The sequence below is a fragment of the Paenibacillus sp. YN15 genome, assembly GCF_003285005.1.
In the GTDB taxonomy this organism is placed as follows: domain Bacteria; phylum Bacillota; class Bacilli; order Paenibacillales; family NBRC-103111; genus Paenibacillus_AR.
In genome coordinates, this window is the sequence record NZ_QMFA01000004.1 from 234,436 (window position 1) to 257,785 (window position 23,350).

Sequence of the window (23,350 nt, forward strand, 5' to 3'; positions counted from 1 at the left end):
GGCCGCAGGCAAGCCCTCCGGGAGGATTAATAGGGAGATAAATAGCTGCCGTCAATCACCGTCACCGCGGAAATCCCCGGTCCGGTCCAGCCTACCGACAGGTGGTCGCTGCCCGATTTCTCCTTGTGCAGCACCTCCACGTAATAGGCCTGCCCCGCCGTCAGATGGATGACCGCCGACTTCTGCGTGGCATTCCCTGTCCATTCCCGGTAGCCCGACCAGGTGGAGACATACGCGATCCGCGATTTATTCTCCGGATTGCTGTCTGTGCTGAGCCACAGCTCCCCGGCGTTGTCGCTGGCAATATAGAAGGTGTAATCCCCTGTCACCGTGGGCGTAATATACCCCCGGATGCGGGTGGCGTAGCTGTTGGCAAAGTTGGAGGGTCCCTCCAGGCTGGTGAGAATGGAGGTTCCGGTGGGCGGTGTGCCCAGAGGAATGTCGGCGATGGTCTCGCCGCCCACTCCCGTCCAGTATTCCCGCACTATACTGCCCGTGCCGCCGCCAACGCCCCCATCAGCATCCGTGGTCACATTCAGCGTATTGCTAGCCGCCGATTCATTGTTAGCCGCATCCTTGGCCTTTACCGTGAAGCTGTAGCCCGTACTGGCGGTTAACCCCGTTACTGTGTAGGTGGTAGCTGCCGTACTTCCTGCCAGCACTCCGCCCTGGTAGACGTTATAGCCCGTTACTCCCACATTGTCCGTGGAGGCCGTCCAGCTCAGGCTGACGCTGCTGCCGGTCTTCGACGGCGAAGTCAAATTCCCCGGCGCCGTAGGCGGCTGGGTGTCCGCCGGAGGAGCATCCGTGGTCACATTCAGCGTATTGCTGGCGGCCGATTCATTGTTGGCCGCATCCTTGGCCTTTACCGTAAAGCTGTAGGCGGTACTGGCGGTTAACCCCGTTACCGTATAGGTTGTGCCAACCGTGCTTCCTGCCAGCACGCCGCCCTTATAGACGTTGTAGCCCGTGACCCCCACATTGTCCGTAGATGCCGTCCAGCTCAGGCTGACGCTCACACTGGTCTTCGACGGCGAGGTCAGATTCCCCGGCGCCGTGGGCGGCTGGGTGTCTCCCGGATTCGGATTGCCGCTGCCCGACGGGGTGAATCTGGCTCCCGCCCAATCCGCGTGGTCGTAGCTGTTGCCGTTGCCGCTGTCGGTAACCGTCAGCTTCAATTGATTGACGCCGGTAACGGGAACATCCACCGTCTGAGTGGCTGATAAAGCATTCATCACCCCGCTGTCAAAAAGGAGCGTGCCGTCGGCCCATACCTGGAAAACGATGGAGGCATTGGCATGGGTCACATTGTCGTCCACTCCCACATCGGAGACGAACCTGGCGTAATTGCCGTTCAGCTGATACACAATGTCCGAGTTGGCATGGGTGCCGATCCCCTTGCTGTAGGTTACTCCGTCCAGCCGGATGGGATTGCCGCTGGAGCTTTTGTCCTGGCGCACCGCGCCAAAGCCGGCAGTGGCGGACACCCAGGCCAAATCGCTGGCATAGGTGATCTCCTGGAGGGCATAGGTGGTGACGCTTAACGCATTGCTCGCTGCGGACAAATTATTTTTTACATCCTTGGCTTTCACCGTAAAGCTGTAGGTGCTCCCCACCGTCAGGCCGGTTGCCAGAAATTCCGTAGCCCCGACGCCCAAGGTGGAGCCTGCCAATGCCCCGTTCCGGAACACATCATAACCCGTTACCCCAACGTTATCCGTGGAAGCCCCCCAGGTCAATTTGGCCGTCGTGTCCGTCTTATAGGACAGCGCCAGATTGGCCGGTGCAGTCGGAGGCTCCGTATCCGGCGCGTTGGTGGTGACATTCAGCGTATTGCTTGCAGCCGACAGATTGCCTGTTCCGTCCTTCGCCTTGACGGTGAAGCTGTAGGCAGTATTGGGAGCAAGCCCTACCGCCAGATATTCCACAGCTCCGGCTCCGCTGACGGCGCCGTCCAGCACCCCGTTTTTGTAAATGTTGTATCCCGCCACGCCCACATTATCGGTGGAGGGATTCCAGGACATCCGCACAGTGGTGTCCGTTTTTGCCAGCAAGGCCAGGCCCGTGGGAGCCGTGGGAGCCTGTGTATCCGGAGGACCGGCATCCACCACGATGGTTTGCTCCGCCAGATGCATTCTGCCGCCATTGTCGGTTACCAGCAGCTTGACCTTGTATGTGCCGGGATTCTCATAGGTGTAGGTGGGACTGGCCGAGGTGTTGGGTACTCCCTCTCCGAAATCCCACAGGGTATGCGCAATGGAGCCGTCCGGGTCGGTGGAGGTATTGGTGAAGGTGACCGCCTGCCCCAGGGGCACAATCTGCCTGCTGGCAATAAAGCTGGCGGTGGGCTTGGCATTGCTGAAGCCCCGGGAGGTCAGCTGCACATTGGAGCCATTGCCACTGACTGTGTTCCCGCTCCATTCCAGATCCTGGGCGGCAGCCGGATAGGGGTCCACGGACAAGCTGCCGTTGCCGGTAATGGTGTTGTTCACGAAGCTCAAGCGGTCCACTCCCGCCGCCCCGGTAATCTGAATCCCCAAGCGGTCATTGTTGATGATCTGATTGCTGTCAAAGGTGGTGTCCGTGGTTTTGCCGTTGATCCGGATGGCGTTGCCCGCCGTGCCGGGATAAACAGCGGTGGGGTTGTCCTTGTCCGTGTTCTTCCACACATTCTTGTAGAAGTACAGGTACTGGTTGGGCGCTGGAGTGCCATCCCCGTGGAGCTGCATGCCCCATTGAATCATATTCTGGATGGTATTGTAGGCAAAAATATGGTGCCCGTTGCCCGGCGACATGGAAATGCCGTTATGCTGGCCGCCATCCACCACATTATCCGTTACAATGGTCGGGGCCGCCGACACCTCCAGGCCATAGGATTTGTAGGTGCCGTTGCTGGTGCCCACGTAGTTGCGGCGGATGGAGGTGTACTGGGAGCGGACGACGCTCAGCCAATGATCCATCACATTGTCCTCGATAATGGCATAGTTGCAATCCGTGTGAACCTCGATGCCGAAGCCATAGCCCGTTATAAAATCGGACGAGCCGGAAATGACGTTGTGTTTAATCACAGCCCCGGTGGAGCCGTCGTTGACGAAGATGCCGCCGCGGCCCATATTATGGATCGTATTGTTTAAAATTTTCGCATTGTGGGAGCCCCAGCCTACACGGATGGCCCCTCCCCACATGGATTGGGTGCCGATGTTGGTGAACTCGCTGTCGATAATGTCCACATCCGGCGTGCCGGAGAAGAACACGCCGAAGGGGCCGAAGCCCGTGGACTGGGTAATATCCCTCACCCGGATGCGGCTGATTTTGTGCCCGATGCCCGGTTCCCCCCAAATGGCGGAGGTGACAGCGTTATTGCTGTTGGCGTCAAAGGTCAGCTCGGTAATGGCCATGTTGCTGATGTTGTTCAGATTCAGCATGGTGGCCTCCACCTTCACCCCGGCGAATTGCGATCCGCCTCCGGTCGCCGCTTTGATGATGGTGGTATTCCGGGCCTCGCCCTGAAGCCTGACCCCCGACTTGCCCATCAGCTTATTGGAAATATAATAGGTGCCTGCGGGGAAATAAACCGTATCGCCTGCAGAAGCGGCATTGATGGCGCTTTGAATGGACGCCCGGTCATCCGCCGAATCGCTGCCGTTGGCGCCGTACAGGGTGACATCATGAGTGGCGGCCGCCTGGACTGCAGCCGCCGGAAGCACCGGAAGCGCCAGCACCAGGGCAAGCAGCATGGGCAATGAGCAAATCTTCCTGATCACATTCCTCATTCATTTCCAACTCCTTCAATTGGATAGATAGATAAATAGCTGCCGTCAATCACCGTAACCGCAGAAATGCCCGGTCCCGTCCAGCCCACGGACAAATGGTCGCTGCCCGACTTTTCCTTGTGCAGCACCTCCACGTAATAGGCCTGCCCCGCCGTCAGATGGATGACCGCCGACTTCTGCGTGGCATTCCCTGTCCATTCCCGGTAGCCCGACCAGGTGGAGACATACGCGATCCGCGATTTATTCTCCGGATTGCTGTCTGTGCTGAGCCACAGCTCCCCGGCGTTGTCGCTGGCAATATAGAAGGTGTAATCCCCCGTCACTGTGGGCGTAATATACCCCCGGATGCGGGTGGCGTAGCTGTTGGCGAAGTTGGACGGCCCCTCCAGGCTGGTAAGAATGGAGGTTCCGGTAGGCGGTGTGCCCAGAGGAATGTCCGCGATGGTTTCGCCTCCCACTCCCGTCCAATATTCCCGCACGATACTGCCCGTGCCTCCGCCAACGCCGCCATCGGCATCCGTGGTCACATTCAGCGTATTGCTGGCCGCCGATTCATTGTTGGCCGCATCCTTGGCCTTCACCGTAAAGCTGTAGGCCGTACTGGCGGTTAACCCTGTTACCGTATAGGTGGTGCCTGCCGTACTTCCTGCCAGCACTCCGCCCTGGTAGACGTTATAGCCCGTTACTCCCACATTGTCCGTGGAGGCCGTCCAGCTCAGGCTGACGCTGCTGCTGGTCTTCGACGGCGAGGTCAAATTCCCCGGCGCTGTAGGCGGCTGGGTGTCCCCTGGATCGGGATTGCCGCTCCCGCCGTCATACGGGGTCAGATAGCCCCCTGAGACAACGGCAATGGACTCGATGCCCGGTCCCGTCCAGCCCACGGCAACATGGTCCCCGCTGTGCCCTTCCTTGTGCAGCACCTCCACATAATAGGCTTGGCCGCCCGTCAAGGTAACCGGGGAGGACTGCTGCGAAGGGTACTTGTTCCATTCCCGGGGATTGGTCCAGTCGCCCACACTGGCGATCAGCGCCTTGCCCGCGGGATTATCGCTGCTGCTGAGCCACAGCTCGCTTTTGTCGTCGCTGGCGATGCGGAAGGTATAGGCCCCGGTGATATCCGGGGTAATATACCCGCGAATCCGCGCCCCGTAGTTGTCCCCCCAGTTGGAGGGTCCCTCCAGGCTGGTCAGAATCTGGGTGCCGGTTGGCGCAGTCTGGACCGGTATGGAGGACATGACGGTGCCGGGAACATTGCTCCAATATTCGCGGATGATGCTCCCTGTGCCGCCTCCCGGAGGCTCGTTGGTTGTAACGGTGAGTGTATTGCTGGCGGCGGAAACATTCTGGGCCGCATCCCTTGCCTTCACCGTGAAGCTGTAAGCGGTCTCCGGCAGCAGACCTGCCGCCGTATAGGAGGTGACGGCTGCGCCGGTGAAGCCGATGAGATTGCCGTTGGCATAAACGTCATATCCCGCCACAGCGAAATTATCCGTTGACGGATTCCAAACCAGCCCAACAGCGGTATCCGTCTTCCAGGGAGAGGCCAGTCCGGTGGGAGCCGACGGCGCTTCCGTATCCGGAGCTCCTTCATATACATAGACCAGCTGCTCTGTAATGCTTGATCTTCCCTCATTATCCGTGGCCATCAGCGTAACCCGGTAGGTTCCGGGCTTTTGATACATGTGGGTGGAGTTCACTTCCGTAACAGGGATGCCCTCGCCGAAATCCCACAGGTAATGGGAGAGCGTGCCGTCGGCATCGGTGGAGGTGTTGGTGAAGGAGGCCGTTTGCCCCAGCTGGAGGGAGGAGGGCCCCGTAAAGCTTGCGGCGGGCTTCTGGTTGCCAAAGCCGCGGGAGGTGAGCTGGATGTCCGTACCGTTGCCGGAAACCGTATTGCCGCTCCATTCCAAATGCCCGGCGCTTGGCGGATAATAATCGATGGTCTCCAGACCGTTATTGGTAATCGTATTATTAATGAAGCTAATTTTGTCTATACCGGGAAGGGTGTCCGTAATATTGATGCCGTACCGTTCGTTGCCGCTGATTACGTTGCTGTCGAAGGTGATATTGGTGGAATAGCCATGCAGTCTGACCCCGTATCCGGCATAATCGCCGTAAACGGCCAGGATGTTGTCCTTATCCGTATTCAGGAATTGATTCCTGTAGAAATATTGATGATTGTTCAGCACAGAGGAGCTGACTCCCTGGAACTGCATTCCCCACTGAATCATGTTCTCGATCCGGTTGTAGCCATAGAAGGTATAATCCCGGGCGGGCGAGGAGGAAATCCCCAGGTGCTGGCCGCCGTCCACCCAGTTGTCCGTCACCACGGAATTGCCTGAGGAAATTTCCAGCCCGTACGACTTGTAGGTGCCGTCCGTGGCCCGCACCGTATTGCGGCGGATGGCGTTGTAGTCCGAGATGACTACACTGATCCAATGATCCACCATATTGTCCTCAACGACCGATTCGTTCACCCCGGTATGAAGTTCAATGGACAGCCCGTGGCTGTGCTTGCCGGAGCCGGTAATCATATTTTCCCGGATCACCGCCCCGGTCAGGCCATCGTTCAGGAAAATGCCGCCGCGGCCGGTATTGGCAATGGTATTGCGCAGAATCTGCGGATGATCCGAACCCCAGCCCACCCGGATGGCCCCGCCCCATACCGAGTTCACACCGATATCCTGAAAGTCGTTGTCGGTGATTTCCACATCGTCCGAGCCGGAGAACAGAATCCCGAAGGGGCCAAAACCGGTTGTCTGGGCCAATCCCCGAATCCGGTTATGGTGGATGCTGGCGCCGGGGGCAGGCTCGCCCACAATGCCTCTGGTTACATGGGGGCTGCCGTTCCCGTCCAGGGTAAGCCCGGTAATCTCAACATCGCTTTTGCCGGTGAGATTGATAATGGGTGCATCCGAGGTCCCATTGAACTTGATGACCGTGACATCCCGGCCTTGCCCTTCCAGCTTGACTCCCGACTTGAGGATAATGGAGCCGGAAACATAATAGGTGCCTGCGGGCACATGCACGGTATCCCCCGAAGCCGCGGCATTGATAGCGCTGTTAATGGCTGCCGCATCGTCATTGGCATCACCTCCATTCGCCCCGTAAGCGGTTACATCCAAGGTAGCGGCAAATACTCCAGATGCGGGAAACACGGTTAAGAACAGCATCATAAACAGCAGGATCCCAGATAAGCCCGGCCTTCTTTTGTTGCCCTTTCCCATCATTGCTTCATCTCCCTTGATTAAAATTGCGGCTTTTCGTCAATCCGCGCAGAACGCGCCTCCTCCTTCCCGACAGCCCGTCCGGCTCTGTCCCTTTACATCGTAACAGAAGCGGCGTGAGGACAAGACTGCATTTTATGTAAAATACTGTGTTAGCCGCTGTCTGTTTTATCAATTGCTGCATTCCGGCGGGCTTCCGTTCGCAAATCAAAGCTTTCCGCAAAAAAAACAGTAGAGCAGCATCCGATTCTATGGCATTCTTTAAGGTGGGGGAGGGATGGATGTGAAGGTACTCGAAAACTACAAATCCAAAAAATATTTGCTGCGCATTCTGCTGTCCATCTCATGCATCATCGTCATAATCCTGCTTTTCTCATCCACCGTGCTTCACTACAGCTCGGAAACCCGGGTGCTGCACATGCAGGAAGAGGCCAACCGCAAGGTAATGAACCAAATCAACCGCAACCTGTCCTACATGAATGAGATCATCAACAATTTGGCGGTGACCCTTTATTCGGATATGGAAATCGCTCCGCTGATGCTCAACCCGGGCGATATGGATGTCATCCGCTCCACCCAACGGCTGCAAAAAAGCTATATCTCTTCATCCTTTCTGCATTCCATTCTGATTTATAACGGCCACAACGGCAAGGCCTATACGGCAGGGCAGCTTTCTTACAGCTCCGGAAGCAATCCGCCCCTGGACCAGCTGGTCCATCTTTTGAAATCCAAGGAGAAGCAGCCGCGCATGGAGCTGATTCCGATGAATTTTAGCGGCGGGGCGCATAGCGTTGATTTTTTTTCCTATATCATGTACGAGTCTTATTATGATGACAATGAAAATGAAAGCGTTCTTGTCTTGAATATTAAGCCGCAGTGGATCTTCGACAATCTGAAAATTGTCAACGACTTCGCCGCTCCCCAGCAATCCAGCGTGTTCATTATCGATGAAGCCGGTCAGATTATTATTTCGGGGAACCAGGAAAACATCCCGGAATTGAATCTGCTGCGCCAATCCATTGCGGATAAAAACGACAGCGGGCAGGAAAGCTTCAGCTTTTTCTCCCGTCAGATTGATGGGAAAAAATATGTGATCAGTTTTTTGAATATGGGCATCAACCATTGGAAAGTGGTGAGCATCCAGCCCTACAATGCCGTACTGGGCGGCATCTATGAGATGAGAGTGACCTCCGTTCTGGTCATTCTGTGCTTCTTTGCCCTGTCCATTGCCGCATCCATTTTCATTTCCCACAAGCTCTACAGGCCGGTAGATACCATGCTGAAGCAAATCCGCAGCCATTCGGAGCAGGATGATTCATTGGCACAGCCGGAACAGGATGAGCTCGCCTACGTGAGCAACGTATACAGCTCCATGGCAAAAAAGCTGGGCGATGCCTTATATGAGCAGAACAGACAGCGAGGAATAACCAAAAACTATCATATGAGAAGACTGCTGCTGGACAGCTCCTTGCTTTCCGCCGATGAATGGATGGAGTGCATCCGGCAAAACGGGCTGCGCCTGGATCTTCAGGGAGGCTTTCTTGTCGCTGTGGTCAAGATCGATGATTACCGCAAATTTGCCGAAAATACCTCTCCGCGGGAAAAAGCCATGTACAGCTTTGCCATTTCCAATATTGCCGAGGAAACGATAACTGCCCATTCCTTCCAATGCGAGACGGTTGACACCCGCAACGATCATCTGGTTCTGCTGGTCAGCGGTATTTCTGCAGAGAATGCCCAAGGCGCAGAACTGTCTAAGCTAATGGAAACCATCCAGGAAATTGTCTGGCGGTACTACAAGCTAAGCTTATCCATTGCCATTAGCGGGACCTTCGAGGGATACGAAAATATTGCCTTATCCTACAGCAGAGCATTGCAGGTCTCCACCTACAAGCTGCTGTTTGGCAGAAAAGCCTTGATAACCCCCGAGCTGGTGGCCTCCAACATGGAGCAATTGGAGTATATCGGTCCGGCAGAGCTTGACAAAAAGCTGGCGGAGGGCATCAAAACCAATGATCCCGCCCTTATGGAAAGCGCCGTTGGACAATTGCTGCATTATATATCCGCCTACCATTACGACCATATTGTGCACGGGCTGCTGCATGTGGTGGATATCATCAAAACCACCGTGCGCGAGCTGAACAAAAATCGTGTGACGACTCTCCGGATGGACTTGAGCACCTTAAGCCAGCGCGTCCTGGAGCAGGAAACCATGGCCGACATTCTGGAGCTGCTGCTTCAGACCTGCCGGGACATTCATGATCAGCTGAAGCATTCGGAGCAGGACAAAAACGACGTTCTCATTGATGCCATCAAGGAAGCCATCGAGCTGAACTACACCGACATGGGCTACAGCCTGCAAAGCGTCGCCTCCATGCTCAGAATGACCCCGGCCTACATCGGCCGCATGTTCAGGCAAAGCGAGATGATGTCCGTGGGCGAATATATTAATGAAGTAAGACTGAACAGCGCCCTTCATTATCTGGAAACGAAGAGCTACAGCATCAAGGAGATTATGGAGCTTGTAGGCTATTCCAATGAAAGCACCTTCTTCAAGCTCTTCAAGAAAAAATTCGGCGTAACCCCCAAGGAATACCGCCTCAAAAACAATATGAAATGAATGAACCATCGCTTTGATCCTCCCCGGGAAGGAGAGACCATAGCGATTTTTTCTGAAGTGCAGCGAGTCGCAAATTACATAGTCGCATTATGACCGATTGGCGGTAATCACAGTAGCGCCCGGCGGCGGCCCTGTGACATGATCGGAGTGTAATGCGGAACATGCAAAGGACAGGAGGTGATCATTTTATCATGCCCGAATTGATAGTCAAGAAGAAATCCCTGATCAACAAAAAGCCTCTGGTCAAGAAGAAGTCCCATTGGACCCGGATCAAGCAAAACGGCGAGCTGCTGTTCTTGTTTCTGCCGGGTGGGCTGCTGCTTTTTATCTTCGCATATCTGCCCATGTTCGGAGTTGTTATTGCCTTTAAGGATTTCCGGTACGATCTGGGGATTTGGGGAAGCGAATGGGTCGGCTTCAAAAACTTCGAGTTTTTCTTTGTATCCAACCATGCCTGGCGGATTACAAGAAATACTCTGCTGTACGAATCCGGCTATTTGATCCTGACAACCTTCTCTGCGCTGGCGCTGGCCATTCTGCTCAATGAGATCGGAAAGAAATGGCTGAAGGTTTACCAGACTCCGCTCTTCATCCCTTACTTTCTGTCCTGGGTCGTCGTCAGCTATTTGACTTATGCCTTTTTGGACCACCAGCTGGGATTTTTAAACCGCGCCCTGGATGTTTTCGGAATTGCCCAGCATAAGTGGTACCTGGAAGCCAAGGTGTGGCCGTATATTCTGAATGTGGTGCAGCTATGGAAAAATATCGGCTTTTCCACACTGGTGTATTTCGCCGGAATTGTTGGAATTAATCAGGAATATTATGAGGCCGCCCGGATGGACGGAGCCAGCAGGTGGCAAATGGCGACGCGCATCACGATTCCGATGATTTCCTCCTTAATCGCGGTGCTGATTATTTTGTCAGTGGGCAATATCTTCCGCGGCGATTTCGGGCTTCATTATTTCATCCCGCAAAATTCGGGGCTTACCTTCCCCACCACCGACATCATCGATACGTATGTCTACCGGGCGTTAATTGATCTGGGCGATATCGGCATGTCCTCCGCAGTTGGACTGTTCCAATCCTTTGTAGGGTTGGTGCTGGTAGTGGCAGCCAACTCCGTCGTCCGAAAAATCAATGATGAAAACTCGCTTTGGTAGATTTCCAGAAAGGAGGATACCTGTGAACGCATCCGCCGGTCATCAAAAGAAATCCTTCAAGCCGGTAGAATTCTTTATTCACGCGTTGTTCATCATGCTTGCCGTCTGCATGATTGCACCGCTTCTGCTTGTTATTGCCGTTTCCTTCACGGAAGAAACCGCCATTACAGAGTTTGGGTACAGCTTTATTCCCAAGGTGTTTACAACCAAGGCCTACAGCTATATTTTCCAGTCTCCGCTGGTTTTGCTGCGGGCCTACGGGGTTACGGCCTTTGTTACCGTTTGCGGCACCATCCTGGCTCTCTTGATTACAGCCATGCTGGGATACGTCATATCCCGCCGGAATTTTGCTTATGGCCCATATGCCACCTTCTTTATCTTTTTTACCATGCTGTTCAATGGCGGTTTGGTGCCTTCCTATATCTTGATTACACAATATCTGCATCTCAGCGACACCATCTGGGTGCTGATTGTCCCCACTCTCGTCAGTCCCTTCAATATTCTCATTATGCGCGGCTTCCTGGTCAAGCTTCCTCCGGAAATCATCGAGTCGGCCAAGGTGGACGGGGCCAGAGAGCTGCGGATATTCTTTACGATCATCCTGCCGCTTTCCACACCGGCTCTGGCTACGCTTGGGCTGTTCATTTCCTTCGGTTATTGGAATTCCTGGTTTCCGGCGCTTCTCTACATCAATAATGAAAAGCTTGTCCCCATCCAGCTTCTGCTTGTACGCATGATGGAGAATATTAACTACTTAACCTCCAACAGCGACTTTGTCCGTTTCGTTGATGTGGATACAAGCAACTTCCCCACTTTGTCCGCCCGTATGGCCATGGCTATTCTGGCGGTGGGACCGATGATGTTTATTTTCCCCATGTTCCAGCGGTATTTCGTACAAGGCTTAACCGTCGGTTCCTTAAAGGGCTGACCTGTATAAAGCACTGATTCCTTAAGGGAGGTCATTAGATGAAAAAATGGAGTTTTTCTATGATCCGCACCATTATGCTCTGTCTGGCCGTGATGCTGACTGCAAGCGCTTGTACCCGGGAAGGCGGCAATAGTCCCTCCCCCGCCTCGTCTTCCCAAGCGGAAGAAAAACCGGTAGAGCTTACCTGGTACTATATCGTTTATGAGATGCCTACCGATCTTCCGGCGGTACAAAATGCCGTCAATGCGTATATCCAGCCAAAAATCAACGCCACTGTCAAACTGATGCCTATAATTGAGTCGGCATATGGACAGAAAATGAACACTATGCTGGCTGCCGGTGAAAATTTCGACCTGGCGTGGACGGCAAGATGGGGCGGGGGCGATTATACCAACCGCGTGCTGAAGGGGGCTTATCTTGATCTGGATGCGCTCTTGGAGAAAACCCCCAAGCTTAAAGCGGCCATGCCCGAGCTTGCCTGGACGGATACCATGATCGCAGGCAAGGTGTGGGCGGTTCCCAACTACCAGGTTGCCGCCAAAGCGGAGGGCTTTATCATCCAGAAGCGGTTCATTGACAAATACAACATCGATGTCTCCAAAATCAAAACCCAGGACGATATTGAGCCGGTGCTCCAAGTCATCAAGGACAACGAACCGGGGATTATCCCCATTGCCGGCTCCACCAACATGTTCGACTACGGCAAGCTTTGGGGCTTTGCCAGGGAGGGCTTCCGCGTCAATGATCCCAATTACAAGATTGTCAATACGGTGGAAACGCCGGAATACAAGTCGTTCATTGAACGCCAGCGCCGCTGGTATGAGAAGGGCTATATTTATACCGATGATGCCACATTGACCACATTGCCGGATTTGCGTAAAACAGGAAAGGTGGCCGTAGGCTGGGATACGGTGATGAAGCCCGGCGGAGAGGTGGAGGAATTCGCCAAATTCGGGAACAACGAAGTGGTTTATGTCCGTATTTCCGAGCCGGAATTTACCGGTGTATTGGACACCATGACGGCAATCAACCGCAAATCGAAGCATCCCGAGAAAGCGCTTCAATTGCTGGAGCTGATCAATACCGAGCCGGACCTGATGAACCTGCTGTCCTATGGAATTGAAGGAAAGCACTACCAAGTGGTAAGCAAGAATACGATCAAGAAAATCGAGAAAAGCGGCTACAGTGCGGAAGCCTGGGTGATGGGCAATTCGCTGATCAGCTTCCTGAAGGAGGGCCAGGCTCCTGACACCTGGACCAAAACACAGGAGCTTAACATGTCGGCCAAACGCCCGCCGGTGTTCGGCTATAAATTCAATAACGAGCCGGTCAAAACCGAGATGGCCAATCTCACCGCGGTAACCCAGGAATTTGCCAAGGCGCTGCAATCCGGCTCCGTCGATCCCAACGTATATTTGCCCAAATATATCGAAGCCCAGAAAAATGCCGGCATCGACAAATTCATTGCCGAGCAGCAAAAGCAGTTGGATGCCTGGCTGAAGACGCAGAACTTGAAGTAATCGGCTCCGCTGCCTGGCGGTCCCCTCCGCGAAGCGCTGACGAATCGATGCTGCCTTTGGCAGTTGCAGCAAACCCCCAACCTTGGAAACAAGGCTGGGGGTTGTTTTTGCAGGAAACATGTTTTGACGGTGATCTGTCATTATGGCATATCCGGCATGCTCCCCGTTAACCGGCGGGGCCGGCTGAGCACCCGGGCCTCATAGCCGTCCAGCCAGAACAATCCCGCTTCCACTTCTAGTCCCGTCTCCACGTCGCGGCAGGCAGGACCCGCCAGGGTCACGCGGCGCTTTTCCTTGTTGAAGTTCAGCAGGAAGACGTATTCCTCCGCCCCGTTGGCGCGTACCTGGGCGGTAACGCCGTCGGGCAGGCGGTTGCCGATGGCGCGGCGCAGTCCGGCAGTATTCATCAGCGCGGCATAAAATGCCTCGTGAAAGGCCTCCTCCATACGGGCGGCCAGATAATATGCGCTGCCTTGTCCCCGCCGGTTCACCGTCAGCACCGGCATACCCGCATAGAAATCCTCTTTATAGACGGCCAGCGTCTCCGCCCCTTCCGGGTGAATCCGCTCGCACAGCTCGGAGCAGGCGTATTCGCCGGAGAGCCCCAGACCGTTGCCGTCCAGCAGCGAAACCGTGTTGGCTTCCCCGTCCTGCAACCCGTCGATCTCCTCCGCCCATACGCCAAGGAGCTTCCGCAGAGGGCCGGGAAAGCCTCCCGTGTAACAAAGATCGGAAGCATCGACAATGCCCGACCAATAGGTGACCACCAGCACGCCGCCAGTCTCAACGAAGCGCTCCAGCTTCGCCGCCGTCTCCTCCCGGCACAGGTAGAGCATAGGCGCCACAATCAGCCGGTAAGCCGAGAAATCGGCGTCGGCTCCCGCCACATCCACTGCCACACCATGCTGCCAGAACGGACGGTAGTGGGCATACAGCGTCTCCTCGTAGTGCAAGCCGCCGTTGCGGGGACCCTGGGCGTTCTCCACCGCCCACTTGTTGTCCCAATCGAACAGGATGGCGGCCTCCGCCTTTGTCCCGGCCCCCGCCACCGCCGTCAGCCGCTTCAGAGCAGAGCCCAGCTCCGCCACCTCGCGGAACACCCGGGTGTCATCCCGGCCGGCGTGGTCCACAACAGCGCCGTGGAATTTCTCGCTGGCGCCCCGGCTTTTGCGCCACTGAAAATACTGCACCGCGTCGGCGCCGTGGGCCACCGCCTGGAGGGAGGACAAGCGGTGCATACCTGGCCGCTTGAGCTTGCTGGCGGGCTGCCAGTTGGTGGTGCTGGGGGTGCTTTCCATCAGCACAAAAGGCCTGCCCTTCATGGAGCGGAACAGGTCATGCTGGAAGGAAACGGCCAGCGCCGCTTCGCTGTCATCCGTTTTTTCATGCCAGGCGGGGTAGGAATCCCAGGATAGAACGTCCAAATGCGGCGCAAACCGTCGGTAATCCAGGCCGTCATACAGCCCCATCATGTTGGTGGTGACAGGCAGCTCCGGATTGGCTTGGCGCAGCGGCGCGATTTCGTGCAGGCAGAAGTCCACGGTGCTGTCGGTCACAAACCGCCGCCAGTCCAGGTTCATTCCGTGGAGGATGTGCTCGCCGTGGGGAGCCAGGGATTCGATCTGCCGCCAGTCCGTGTAGGTGCGGGACCAGAAGGCGGTCCACCAGGCTTTGTTGAGGGCATCCAGGGAGCCGTAGCGGGCCTGCAGCCAATGGCGGAACGCGTCCTGGCACAGATCGCAATGGCATTCCCCGCCGTATTCGTTGGACACATGCCAGCCCAGCACCGCCGGATGCCGGGCATACCGCTCCGCCAGCCGCCCGTTGATTTCCGCCACCTTTTGCCGGTATACCGGTGAGGTGCAGCAATGGTTGTGGCGGATGCCGAAGAGCCGGCGCACCCGGTCCGGGCCCACCCTCATCACTTCAGGGTATTGGGCCGCAAGCCACGGAGGCCGGGCCCCGCTGGGCGTAGCCAGCCAAACCCTCAGGCCGCCCGCCGCCAGCCGGTCCAAGGTCTCATCAAGCCAGCCGAAGGTGAAGACCCCCTCCTCCCGCTCCAGCGCCGACCAGGCGAAGATGCCCACGGCCATCACATTGCAGGACGCCTGCTGCATGAGCCGGACATCCTCCTTCAGCACGTCCGGTTCGTCCAGCCACTGCTCCGGGCTGTAGTCCGCGCCGTGCAGAAGGCCCGCCGGTTTAAAGCGGGCCAAATCTTGCTTTTCGTCCATCCTCCCTTATCTCCCTTCAGGTTGCATGTTGACACCTCCAGTTTAAGGGGAGCGGCAGCGGAAGAACTACTGTCGATTGGTGCGATCCGTTAATGGACGGCTATGAATTTGGAGAATAACTGTCCGGAGGGCTACTTCTGTTTGAGCTCCGACAGCAGCTCGGTGACCATGGCGCCCAACCGGACGCTGATCTCCGCCCGCAGAGCCTCCCGCATGATCCCGAAGCGGTCCTCGTAGCCTCTGCAGATGAAGCGGTAATACAGCACGTTATCCGCCTGCTCGTCGGTTGTCATCTTCAGATTCCGCTTTTTCATCTCCCGCTGCAGGGCATACAGCTCCCGGCTGATCCGGTTCAGCACCTGTTGGGTGACAGCGGTATACAGCTTCTTGAACAGATGGGAGGACAGGCCGATTTCCTCCAGGCTGCGCTCCACCATAATCTGCATGTTCTTAAGCACCACCGAATCCCGCACAAGGGTAAACTCCTCGGCGGTAGGCCGGTTCCCCGCCGGCTCATGGTGCCGGTCATACTGCTCCTGATGCTCGGTCAACAGCATCTTCGAATTCCACCTTTCATTTCCGTCCAGCCGGCTCATCGGTAATGGCCCCCGATCTGCTGCGCCCGCTCCCGGGCTACTCCGCTGTCCAAAAAGGAGGAGGCGCGCACAATGGCGGCGCTGCCGTATTGGTCCTTGATGGAGTCCAGCGTCTGCTCCAGCCGGTACAGGCGGGCGCGGTCGGCGAACAGCGTCAATTGATCCGTATCATCCGGCGACAGGTCCGTGAGCATCACCATGAGCCTTGTCACCGGCAGACCGCCCCAATGCCGCCGGAACAGCGCCAGAACCGCCGCCGCCGTTTCGTGGGTCAGCGAGGTGGGCTGTGGCAGCGTCATCTGCCGGTGAAATCCGCCATCCCGCTCCCCGTCCGTCTCCACCGCGCCTACCACGATGACCCGCCCCATCTGTCCACACCGCCGGGCCCTGCGGCAGACCTCCACAGCCAGCTCCAGAAGCACCACCTCGATATTCTCCCTGTTCCTGTAGAGGCTGGCCCGCAGCGCCTTGCCGTGGCTGATGGCCTTCAACGGCTTGCGGATGCTGGCCACCACAGGGCTCGGATCGATGCCCCTGGCCGTCTGCCAGTAATACTCCGCCTGGATATCGCTTTGTTTGCCCATTTCGCTCCGCAGCCGGCGCTTGAAATCCGCCAGCTCCAAACGGGCGATATCCCCGATCAAAGGGAGGCCCATCCGCATAAAATGCCGAGTCATCCGGGAGGCGGTCATAAACATGTGCTGGACCGGCAGAGGCCAAAGGGCCTCCTCCAGGTTGGCGGCGTCCAGCCGGAACAGCCCTGACCGGTTGCGTTTGGCGAAGTTGTCCGTGGCCATCTTGGCCAAAATCTTCGTCGGGCCGATTCCCACCCGGCACCACACGCCTGTGGACAGCAGGATGCGGGTCTGGATCTCCCGGGCCAAGGACTCGACGGAGCCAAATAGAGCCAAAGACCCCGTTACGTCCAAAAACTGCTCGTCGATGGAATACGGCTCCACCTGGTCCGTGTAGCATTCGAAGATACCGGTGAGCAGCAGGGAAGCCTGGATGTACCGTTGCATCCGGGGACGGATCACCACCAGCTCGGGGCATTTGCTCCGGGCATGGTTAATCCGTTCCGCCGTGGTCACACCCTGCTTTTTGGCGATGTGGCATGCGGCCAGAATAATCCCTGACGGGCGCTCGGGATCGCCAATGGCTACAGGGCGGTTAGCCAGCTCGGGCCTTCCGGCCTTTTCTACGCTGGCATAGAAGGATTGGGCGTCAATGAGGAATATAGTGCGGTCTCCGGCTGCTTGTTGCATAATGATGTTCGCCTCCCCAATTTCCGCAATGCAGCTTCTGCTTCGGATAGAGAATATATGTTCTTATTATATACACGAACGCATATTCGTATGCAAGAGGAAAATACACCCAAGAATAAAAGGGGCTGTCCGAAAAGTACGCCAAGGTGAATCCATATTGGGCAGAAAAGAGCGGGAGGTGGTAAAAGGGTTTCTGCAAGAAAACCCGCTTCGGAAGCATACGTCTGAGGGCAAGCAGAATCTGGCTAACGAATCTGTCTCACGCTATTTCGCAAAAACGGGCATGAAAAAAAATCTAACGAATCTATATCGCGTTATTCGCCGGTTTGAACGCATTTCGGCGCAAATTCGGACAAATAGCAATACTACGATTCGTTAGATTTCAAACAGGCTCACCTATAGTCAAATAGCGATACCTGGATTCGTTAGCGTTTCTCCCATTTGACTTTTCGGACAGCCTCGTTGGACTAGGCGATTTTGAAATAGGCGACAGAATCGTTCAGGATCTTGACAACGGCCATCAATTCCTCGGAGGCGGCGGAGATGTTTTCCATCATGGCCAGCTGCTCCTCTGTGGCGGCGGCTATCCCTTGAGACTTCGTCAGGATATGCCCGGAACCGGCAACAGAGGTTTCCATGGTAGCGGAAATTTCCTCCGAGCTGGCCGACATTTCCTGGGCAATGGCGGAGGTTGCGTGGATTTGGGCCACCATCTCCTGGACCGACTGGAGAATGGTCTGGAAGCTGGCGCTGACCTCCTGCATCATCCGGGAGCCTGCTCCCGCTTCCTCCTTCGTAGTATCCATGGCGCCGGAGACCCGGCCGATCTCCTGACGGGTTTCCTGAATCAGCCCGTTAATGCCGTCGGCGGATTCGATGGATTGGCTGGCCAGCTTGCGGATTTCGTTGGCCACCACGCTGAAGCCTCTTCCGTGCTCGCCGGCCCGGGCGGCCTCGATGGAAGCGTTCAGGGACAGCAGGTTTGTCTGGTTGGCGAAGGTGGTGATGCTGTCGGCAATTTCTCCGATTTGGTCCGACTTCCGCGACAGGGCCAGCACACTGTCCGACAGCTGGTTCACCGCCTGCAGAATATTGGATATCTGCTGCTGAAGCTGTTCCAGCAGCCGGTTGCCGTTCTGGGCATGGTGCGAGGTCAGAGAGGACTGCTCGGCTATAACACTGGCGTTTCCGGCCACCCGCTGAATCCCCACGGACATTTCCTCCACCACTTTGCCCGTCTCCACACTGCCTCTGGCTTGCGTCTCCACATCCTCGGTCATTTCCTGGATGCTGGCGGCAACATGCTCCGCGGCCGCGGCGGATTCCTTGGAGGAGCCGGACAATTCGCTGGAAGCATCCTGCACAAACTGGGTGTTGGCGGCGATTACCCCGATCAGCTCCTTCATTTTAGCCACCATGGCATCCACCGATTGGGTGATCTGCCCCAATTCATCGCGGGCGTACCGGGTTTTCGGCTCATGGCGGAGATCCCCTGCCGCCACATTCCGGGTAATGGCGGCAATTCTGCGGATGGTGGTCATAATATGCCGGATGACGCCCAGACCTGCCCCCAGCAGAACCACTACGGCAATCCCCACGCAGATATAAACTGTGCGGGCGGCCGCTTCATTCTGCCCGCGGATGGTTTCCATGCCGGTGCGGGCATACTCGTCGAGAATTTCGCCGATTTCATTCAGCCGCTCCCGGCCTTCCTCGAAGGCCGCCAACTGCTTGGCGTCATTGGCGGCGTCGCTCTGGAGCCGGGCGGATTGGACCGCACCGCCAACCATTGCCGCCCATTGGTCAAACCGGGTATGAAAACCGGCGAGATTTTGTTCCACAGACTGCCGAGTGCCGCTGTGGCTCTCCGCCAGCAGATTATGGCTGCCCATAATTTCGGCTGCCTGCCTGATCCGGTTATTGGTCTGTTCAATGTTCTCCTGGAGGACCGCCAGCTCCCTGGTCCGCTCGTCAGCGGTCAAGGCTCCGGACGCCAGCAGCTGATAAGCAGTCAGGGCCTGATACATATCACGGTCGGCATTCAGCACCAGTGAAGTGCTTTTATTGGTTACATCATAAAGTGAGGTAGTCAGGCTGTCCGTGTCCTTTTGATTCTCGCCGAGCAAGTAAAAGCTTGTGGCTGCGTACAAAAGAGAGGGAATCAAAAGAAGCAGGATCAGTCGAACGCGGATGGAAAGCAATTTTGTCATGGTCATCAGGCCTCCACATACAGATACGGTGCCTGACTTATATCGGAAGAATGATTCCCGTTTATTAGGGGACATCTGCAATGGCTGCTCTGCAGCTTGCCTCTGGCCGGCAAAATCCCGGCCATCCCCACCCCGCCATCCCCAATCTTGACAACACCGCGAACTTTACCCGGATTAGCCTCATGCGGCATCAATGTATGGTATACTGATTAACGTTTTGTTTATATCATACCGGATAAGGAGCGTTCGCCATGAATGAAGAAAACAGTGCGCGGGGCATCCTGCACTTCTGGCACGGGACGAAATTTCGCTTAATCGCTCTTGGTCTCGGCGTCGGCCTGGCGGCTGGCATTGTTGTTGTGCTTTACCGCTACGTGATTGAATTGTCTCTGGAATTCTCCCTGCAGGTCTACGGCTATTTAAGGGAGAGGCCCTGGTATATCCCCCTTTGGTTCGTGGTTCTGGCATTGTGCGGCTGGCTGACGGGACGGATTGTCGGGCGGAACCCCATTGTATCGGGCAGCGGCATTCCCCAGGTCAAAGGGATTCTCCAGCGCAAGCTGGCCATGAACTGGTGGAAAACGGTGCTGGCCAAGTTTGCCGGAGGGGCTCTAAGCATCGGCGCGGGACTCTCCCTGGGCAGGGAGGGGCCCTCCATCCAGATTGGCTCGGCCATCGGCATGGGGTTCAGCAAGCTTCTGCACAAGCCCAAAGTAACCGAGCATTTCCTGATAACCTGCGGCGCCAGCGCCGGTTTGGCTGCCGCCTTCAACGCCCCCATTGCCGGCGCCGTTTTCGCCCTGGAGGAGCTGCACAACAGCTTCTCTCCCGTCATTATGATTACCGCTCTGGCCTCATCCATTGTTGCGGATATGGTCTCCAAGGAATTTTTCGGCTTGCAGCCCATTTTTGAATTTCGCGGAATATCGGCTATTCCTCTGGCCGAATACGGACATCTGATCGTGTTGGGGATTATCCTCGGCTTTGCCGGACTGCTGTTTAATGTCAGCCTGTGCAAAGCCCAGGATGTTTACAAACGCCTGAAGCTTCCCTTGGAGCTTCGCATGATCCTCCCCTTTCTGGTTGCAGGCTGCCTGGGTCTTGTGCTGCCCCAGGTGCTGGGAGGCGGAAACCATCTGGTCAACAGTCTGCTTACGGACAACCGGCCGCTGTTGATCCTGGCGGTGATCCTGGCTGCAAAATACTTGTTTACCATGATCAGCTACGGCTCCTCGGCGCCTGGCGGAATATTCCTGCCCATGCTGGCTTTGGGGGCGCTGATTGGCCTTGTGTACTCCAAGGCATGGGGAATGGCGACGGGAGCGGAGTCCTTCTATGCCGCCAATTTCATTATCCTGGCCATGGCCGGTTTTTTTGCCGCAGTTGTGAAGGCCCCCATGACCGGTATTATTCTGCTGACGGAAATGACCGGTTCATTTTCCAATCTGTTATCCATGGGACTGGTTTGCCTGGCCGCTTACGTGACAGCGGACGCCCTGGGCTCCAAACCCGTTTATGAGCTGCTCCTGCATCGGTATCTTTCCAACAAAGGCGTTCCCGGCTACACAGCGGAGGAGAAGCATAAGGTACTGCTGGAGATTGCCGTCCATCCCGGCTCGCCTATGGACCGCAAGCGCATCCGGGATATCCGCTGGCCGGACCGCTGTCTGGTGGTGGGCATCCAGAAGGGGAGCAGCGAAGTGATCCCCACGGGCTCCACCCGTATAGCCTCGGGGGATTCCCTGGTGGTGCTGGCCGATGAGGATACGGCAAGCCAGGTAGAGTCCACTCTGGCGGGCCAGGCTGCCAGCAAATTTAGCTGAACCAATGGAAGAAACAGAACCGTACTGGCTGAGGAGGCGGAAACAACACCGGCATAACAAAGGGGTGGCAGCAGGCCGTTGGACAATCTCCAACGGCCTCTTTCCTCATCGGTCCGGCAGCGGCCGCTTGGCTGGCAGGGGCTTTTTCCCCAAGGGAGAAATACCCAGCCGGCACTGGCATCTAGTGCTATCCTCACGGAAAGTCCCTTCTGCGGATGGAAGCTTATGCTACTCCCGATTCATTTTTCATTTTCATCTAATGAAAGCTGTCCGTTATACCGAAAATTTTTCATGCTTTTATGCTGCAGCACACATCCGAATCCCGGATTTATAAGCCTAAATACATAGAACCTCGGGAGGTATGCGAAATGCCGGCCAAAGAGTACGAAGAGTTGATCGGGAAACAACTGACAGCCAATATTTACGATGCCAAAGGGACCCTGCTTATCGGCGAAGGAACCATCCTTCGGCCAAGCCATATTGAGAAGCTTGCCAACTTCAAGGTTAAGGCCGCAGATGTGGAGGCAGTAAAAGTGGAATTGCGCCGGGCAGGGCAGGAAGGCGGCCGCGGCGAAAAAGAGGCCGACTCCCGGGAAAAAGCAAGGCTGGCGGGAGAGCATCTGAACCACATCGACTTCTTCGTTCATCAAAACAGCGTTGTTCCTCTTGAAGAGGTGGAGGAGAAGGTATTGCCCTACATCCGCGAAACCGCCCTGCGCTACAATGTATTTCAAGTGTTCTTCGAGCTGAAGAACCAGGGAGATTACCGGTACAAGCAAATCCTGGGCGTGGCTGTCATGGCAACGGCTCTGGGCAAACGGCTGCAAATGGAAGAGAAAGAGCTGGCCCTTTTGTCCACCGCCGCCATCCTGTACGATATCGGCTCCGTCCAGCTGCCCTCCTCACTGATTAACAAACCCGCGAGATTCGATACCCATGACTACGCCATTATGAAGCAGCACACCGTGCTGGGATACGAGCTGTTAACCAAATCCGGCGTGGACCCGCGGATCGCCTCTGTTGCCCTGCAGCATCATGAACGGGAAAACGGCAGCGGCTATCCCAACGCCCTGAAGGGGGATCAGATCGACCGGTTAAGCAAAATTGTGGCCTTGGCCGATGTTTACATGGCCTTGACCTCAGACCGCCCCCACCGGCCGGCGTTCACCTTTTTTGACGCCGTCAATGAAATCCACCAGCAGATTATTGAAAACCGGCTGGACTCGGTTATCGGCTTTACCTTCCTGGACTTGATCCTGTCCCGGCAAAACGGCTGCGACGTGATTCTCTCCGACGGCCGCCGGGGAAAAATCCTGCTGACCAACGTCAACTATCCCACCCAACCGCTGATCGTGCTGGAGAATAGCGAGTTTATGGACCTGAGCAAGGCGCAGGACGTGAAGATTCAGGAAGTCGTGGGGTGAGGAGGCTATTGCCCCTCCTTGCTGCCCAGCCAAAAGCCCCAACCGCATGTATGCAGAAGGGGCTTTTTTGCTTTGAATCATGTTTTATTTCTGTTTACACACATACCCGTCACTAAACGTTTTTTTCTCAATGACCCCCTTTAGCCCCTTGGTGCTCTTGATGGAATACCGTCTGGCTAACGAATCTGTCTCACGCTATTTCGCAAAAACGGGCACGATAAAAAATCTAACGAATCTATATCGCGTTATTCGCCGGTTTGAACGGATTTCGGCGCAAACTCGGCCAAATAACGATACTACGATTCGTTAGATTTCAAACAGGCTCACCTATAGTCAAATAGCGATATATAGATTCGTTAGCATTTCTCCCTTTTTCGGACAGTCTGCCCTCAAATAGCGGGGTTCTCCGGCGGTCTGATAGGGGCCTGCCTCAGTTCCCTCGCTTCTGCCCACCCATTGCTCCATATGCTTGACGAAGCTTTTCGTAATCGGCGCAGCATCCTTCATGGAACGAACAGCGATCCCCCCCAAAAAAACGGTAGCCGGTCCATCCAATTCCAAACAGCAGAC

Annotated in this window: 12 protein-coding genes and 4 pseudogenes; 6 read left to right on the forward strand and 10 right to left on the reverse strand. The window is 55.9% G+C overall.

What is annotated here, in order from left to right; translation table 11 throughout:
* Nucleotides 1–26: 26 nt before the first annotated feature.
* The 6 genes and pseudogenes from DQG13_RS31795 to DQG13_RS30665 all read right to left on the reverse strand — a co-directional run.
* On the reverse strand, nucleotides 27–533 hold the full coding sequence (locus tag DQG13_RS31795; RefSeq protein WP_397333939.1) for a PA14 domain-containing protein: 507 nt from the start codon (nucleotides 531–533) through the stop codon (nucleotides 27–29).
* Nucleotides 519–1,592: pseudogene (locus DQG13_RS32005) on the reverse strand (NPCBM/NEW2 domain-containing protein); the annotation flags it as partial. The gene DQG13_RS31795 and the pseudogene DQG13_RS32005, both read right to left, overlap by 15 nt.
* Nucleotides 1,569–3,773: pseudogene (locus DQG13_RS05570) on the reverse strand (glycosyl hydrolase family 28-related protein); the annotation flags it as partial. The pseudogenes DQG13_RS05570 and DQG13_RS32005, both read right to left, overlap by 24 nt.
* Nucleotides 3,770–4,300: a PA14 domain-containing protein gene (locus tag DQG13_RS32010; RefSeq protein WP_258525481.1), complete on the reverse strand. Its 531-nt coding sequence runs from the start codon at nucleotides 4,298–4,300 to the stop codon at nucleotides 3,770–3,772. The pseudogene DQG13_RS05570 and the gene DQG13_RS32010, both read right to left, overlap by 4 nt.
* A pseudogene (locus DQG13_RS32015) lies at nucleotides 4,277–4,558 on the reverse strand (fibronectin type III domain-containing protein); the annotation flags it as partial. The gene DQG13_RS32010 and the pseudogene DQG13_RS32015, both read right to left, overlap by 24 nt.
* 69 nt (nucleotides 4,559–4,627) lie before the next feature.
* A pseudogene (locus DQG13_RS30665) lies at nucleotides 4,628–7,003 on the reverse strand (right-handed parallel beta-helix repeat-containing protein); the annotation flags it as partial.
* 280 nt (nucleotides 7,004–7,283) lie between these two features.
* Here DQG13_RS30665 and DQG13_RS05590 point away from each other — a divergent pair.
* The 4 genes from DQG13_RS05590 (at nucleotide 7,284) to DQG13_RS05605 (ending at nucleotide 13,228) form a co-directional block, all read left to right on the forward strand.
* On the forward strand, nucleotides 7,284–9,620 hold the full coding sequence (locus tag DQG13_RS05590) for a helix-turn-helix domain-containing protein (protein ID WP_181592595.1): 2,337 nt from the start codon (nucleotides 7,284–7,286) through the stop codon (nucleotides 9,618–9,620).
* A 191-nt stretch (nucleotides 9,621–9,811) separates the two neighbouring features.
* A complete protein-coding gene (locus DQG13_RS05595) occupies nucleotides 9,812–10,780 on the forward strand; it encodes an ABC transporter permease (RefSeq protein WP_113018753.1) in 969 nt (322 codons plus the stop codon).
* Nucleotides 10,781–10,802: 22 nt separating this feature from the next.
* Complete coding sequence (locus DQG13_RS05600) at nucleotides 10,803–11,708, forward strand: carbohydrate ABC transporter permease (RefSeq protein ID WP_309472220.1); 906 nt, start codon at nucleotides 10,803–10,805, stop codon at nucleotides 11,706–11,708.
* A gap of 38 nt (nucleotides 11,709–11,746) precedes the next feature.
* Nucleotides 11,747–13,228, forward strand: coding sequence for an ABC transporter substrate-binding protein (locus tag DQG13_RS05605; RefSeq protein ID WP_113018755.1), 1,482 nt, complete (start codon nucleotides 11,747–11,749; stop codon nucleotides 13,226–13,228).
* Nucleotides 13,229–13,368: 140 nt separating this feature from the next.
* Here DQG13_RS05605 and DQG13_RS05610 read toward each other — a convergent pair whose 3' ends face one another.
* From DQG13_RS05610 to DQG13_RS05630, 4 genes are all read right to left on the reverse strand, one after another.
* The gene (locus DQG13_RS05610) at nucleotides 13,369–15,462 is read right to left on the reverse strand and encodes a beta-galactosidase (RefSeq protein ID WP_113018756.1); all 2,094 of its coding nucleotides are present in this window, start codon (nucleotides 15,460–15,462) and stop codon (nucleotides 13,369–13,371) included.
* Nucleotides 15,463–15,593: 131 nt separating this feature from the next.
* Complete coding sequence (locus DQG13_RS05615) at nucleotides 15,594–16,019, reverse strand: YhjD family protein (protein WP_258525473.1); 426 nt, start codon at nucleotides 16,017–16,019, stop codon at nucleotides 15,594–15,596.
* 35 nt (nucleotides 16,020–16,054) lie between these two features.
* Nucleotides 16,055–17,323 carry a DNA polymerase IV gene (locus DQG13_RS05620; protein ID WP_113018758.1) on the reverse strand — a complete coding sequence of 423 codons (1,269 nt, stop codon included), beginning with the start codon at nucleotides 17,321–17,323 and terminating at the stop codon, nucleotides 16,055–16,057.
* Nucleotides 17,324–17,790: 467 nt separating this feature from the next.
* Nucleotides 17,791–19,533: a methyl-accepting chemotaxis protein gene (locus tag DQG13_RS05630; protein ID WP_181592596.1), complete on the reverse strand. Its 1,743-nt coding sequence runs from the start codon at nucleotides 19,531–19,533 to the stop codon at nucleotides 17,791–17,793.
* Between the two features lie 251 nt (nucleotides 19,534–19,784).
* Between DQG13_RS05630 and DQG13_RS05635 the strand changes: the two genes are divergently transcribed.
* Entirely contained in the window at nucleotides 19,785–21,356 is a 1,572-nt protein-coding gene (locus DQG13_RS05635; protein WP_113018761.1) for a ClC family H(+)/Cl(-) exchange transporter, read from the forward strand.
* A 368-nt stretch (nucleotides 21,357–21,724) separates the two neighbouring features.
* On the forward strand, nucleotides 21,725–22,780 hold the full coding sequence (locus DQG13_RS05640) for an HD-GYP domain-containing protein (protein WP_181592597.1): 1,056 nt from the start codon (nucleotides 21,725–21,727) through the stop codon (nucleotides 22,778–22,780).
* Nucleotides 22,781–23,350: the final 570 nt, after the last annotated feature.

What these genes read in the sequence shown, in the direction of transcription:
- DQG13_RS05595 (WP_113018753.1), top strand. Translation starts at nt 9,812, where the DNA reads ATGCCCGAATTGATAGTCAAGAAGAAATCCCTGATCAACAAAAAGCCT.
- DQG13_RS05605 (WP_113018755.1), top strand. Translation starts at nt 11,747, where the DNA reads ATGAAAAAATGGAGTTTTTCTATGATCCGCACCATTATGCTCTGTCTG.
- DQG13_RS05610 (WP_113018756.1), bottom strand. Translation starts at nt 15,462, where the DNA reads ATGGACGAAAAGCAAGATTTGGCCCGCTTTAAACCGGCGGGCCTTCTG.
- DQG13_RS05615 (WP_258525473.1), bottom strand. Translation starts at nt 16,019, where the DNA reads ATGCTGTTGACCGAGCATCAGGAGCAGTATGACCGGCACCATGAGCCG.
- DQG13_RS05620 (WP_113018758.1), bottom strand. Translation starts at nt 17,323, where the DNA reads ATGCAACAAGCAGCCGGAGACCGCACTATATTCCTCATTGACGCCCAA.
- DQG13_RS05630 (WP_181592596.1), bottom strand. Translation starts at nt 19,533, where the DNA reads ATGACAAAATTGCTTTCCATCCGCGTTCGACTGATCCTGCTTCTTTTG.
- DQG13_RS05635 (WP_113018761.1), top strand. Translation starts at nt 19,785, where the DNA reads ATGAATGAAGAAAACAGTGCGCGGGGCATCCTGCACTTCTGGCACGGG.
- DQG13_RS05640 (WP_181592597.1), top strand. Translation starts at nt 21,725, where the DNA reads ATGCCGGCCAAAGAGTACGAAGAGTTGATCGGGAAACAACTGACAGCC.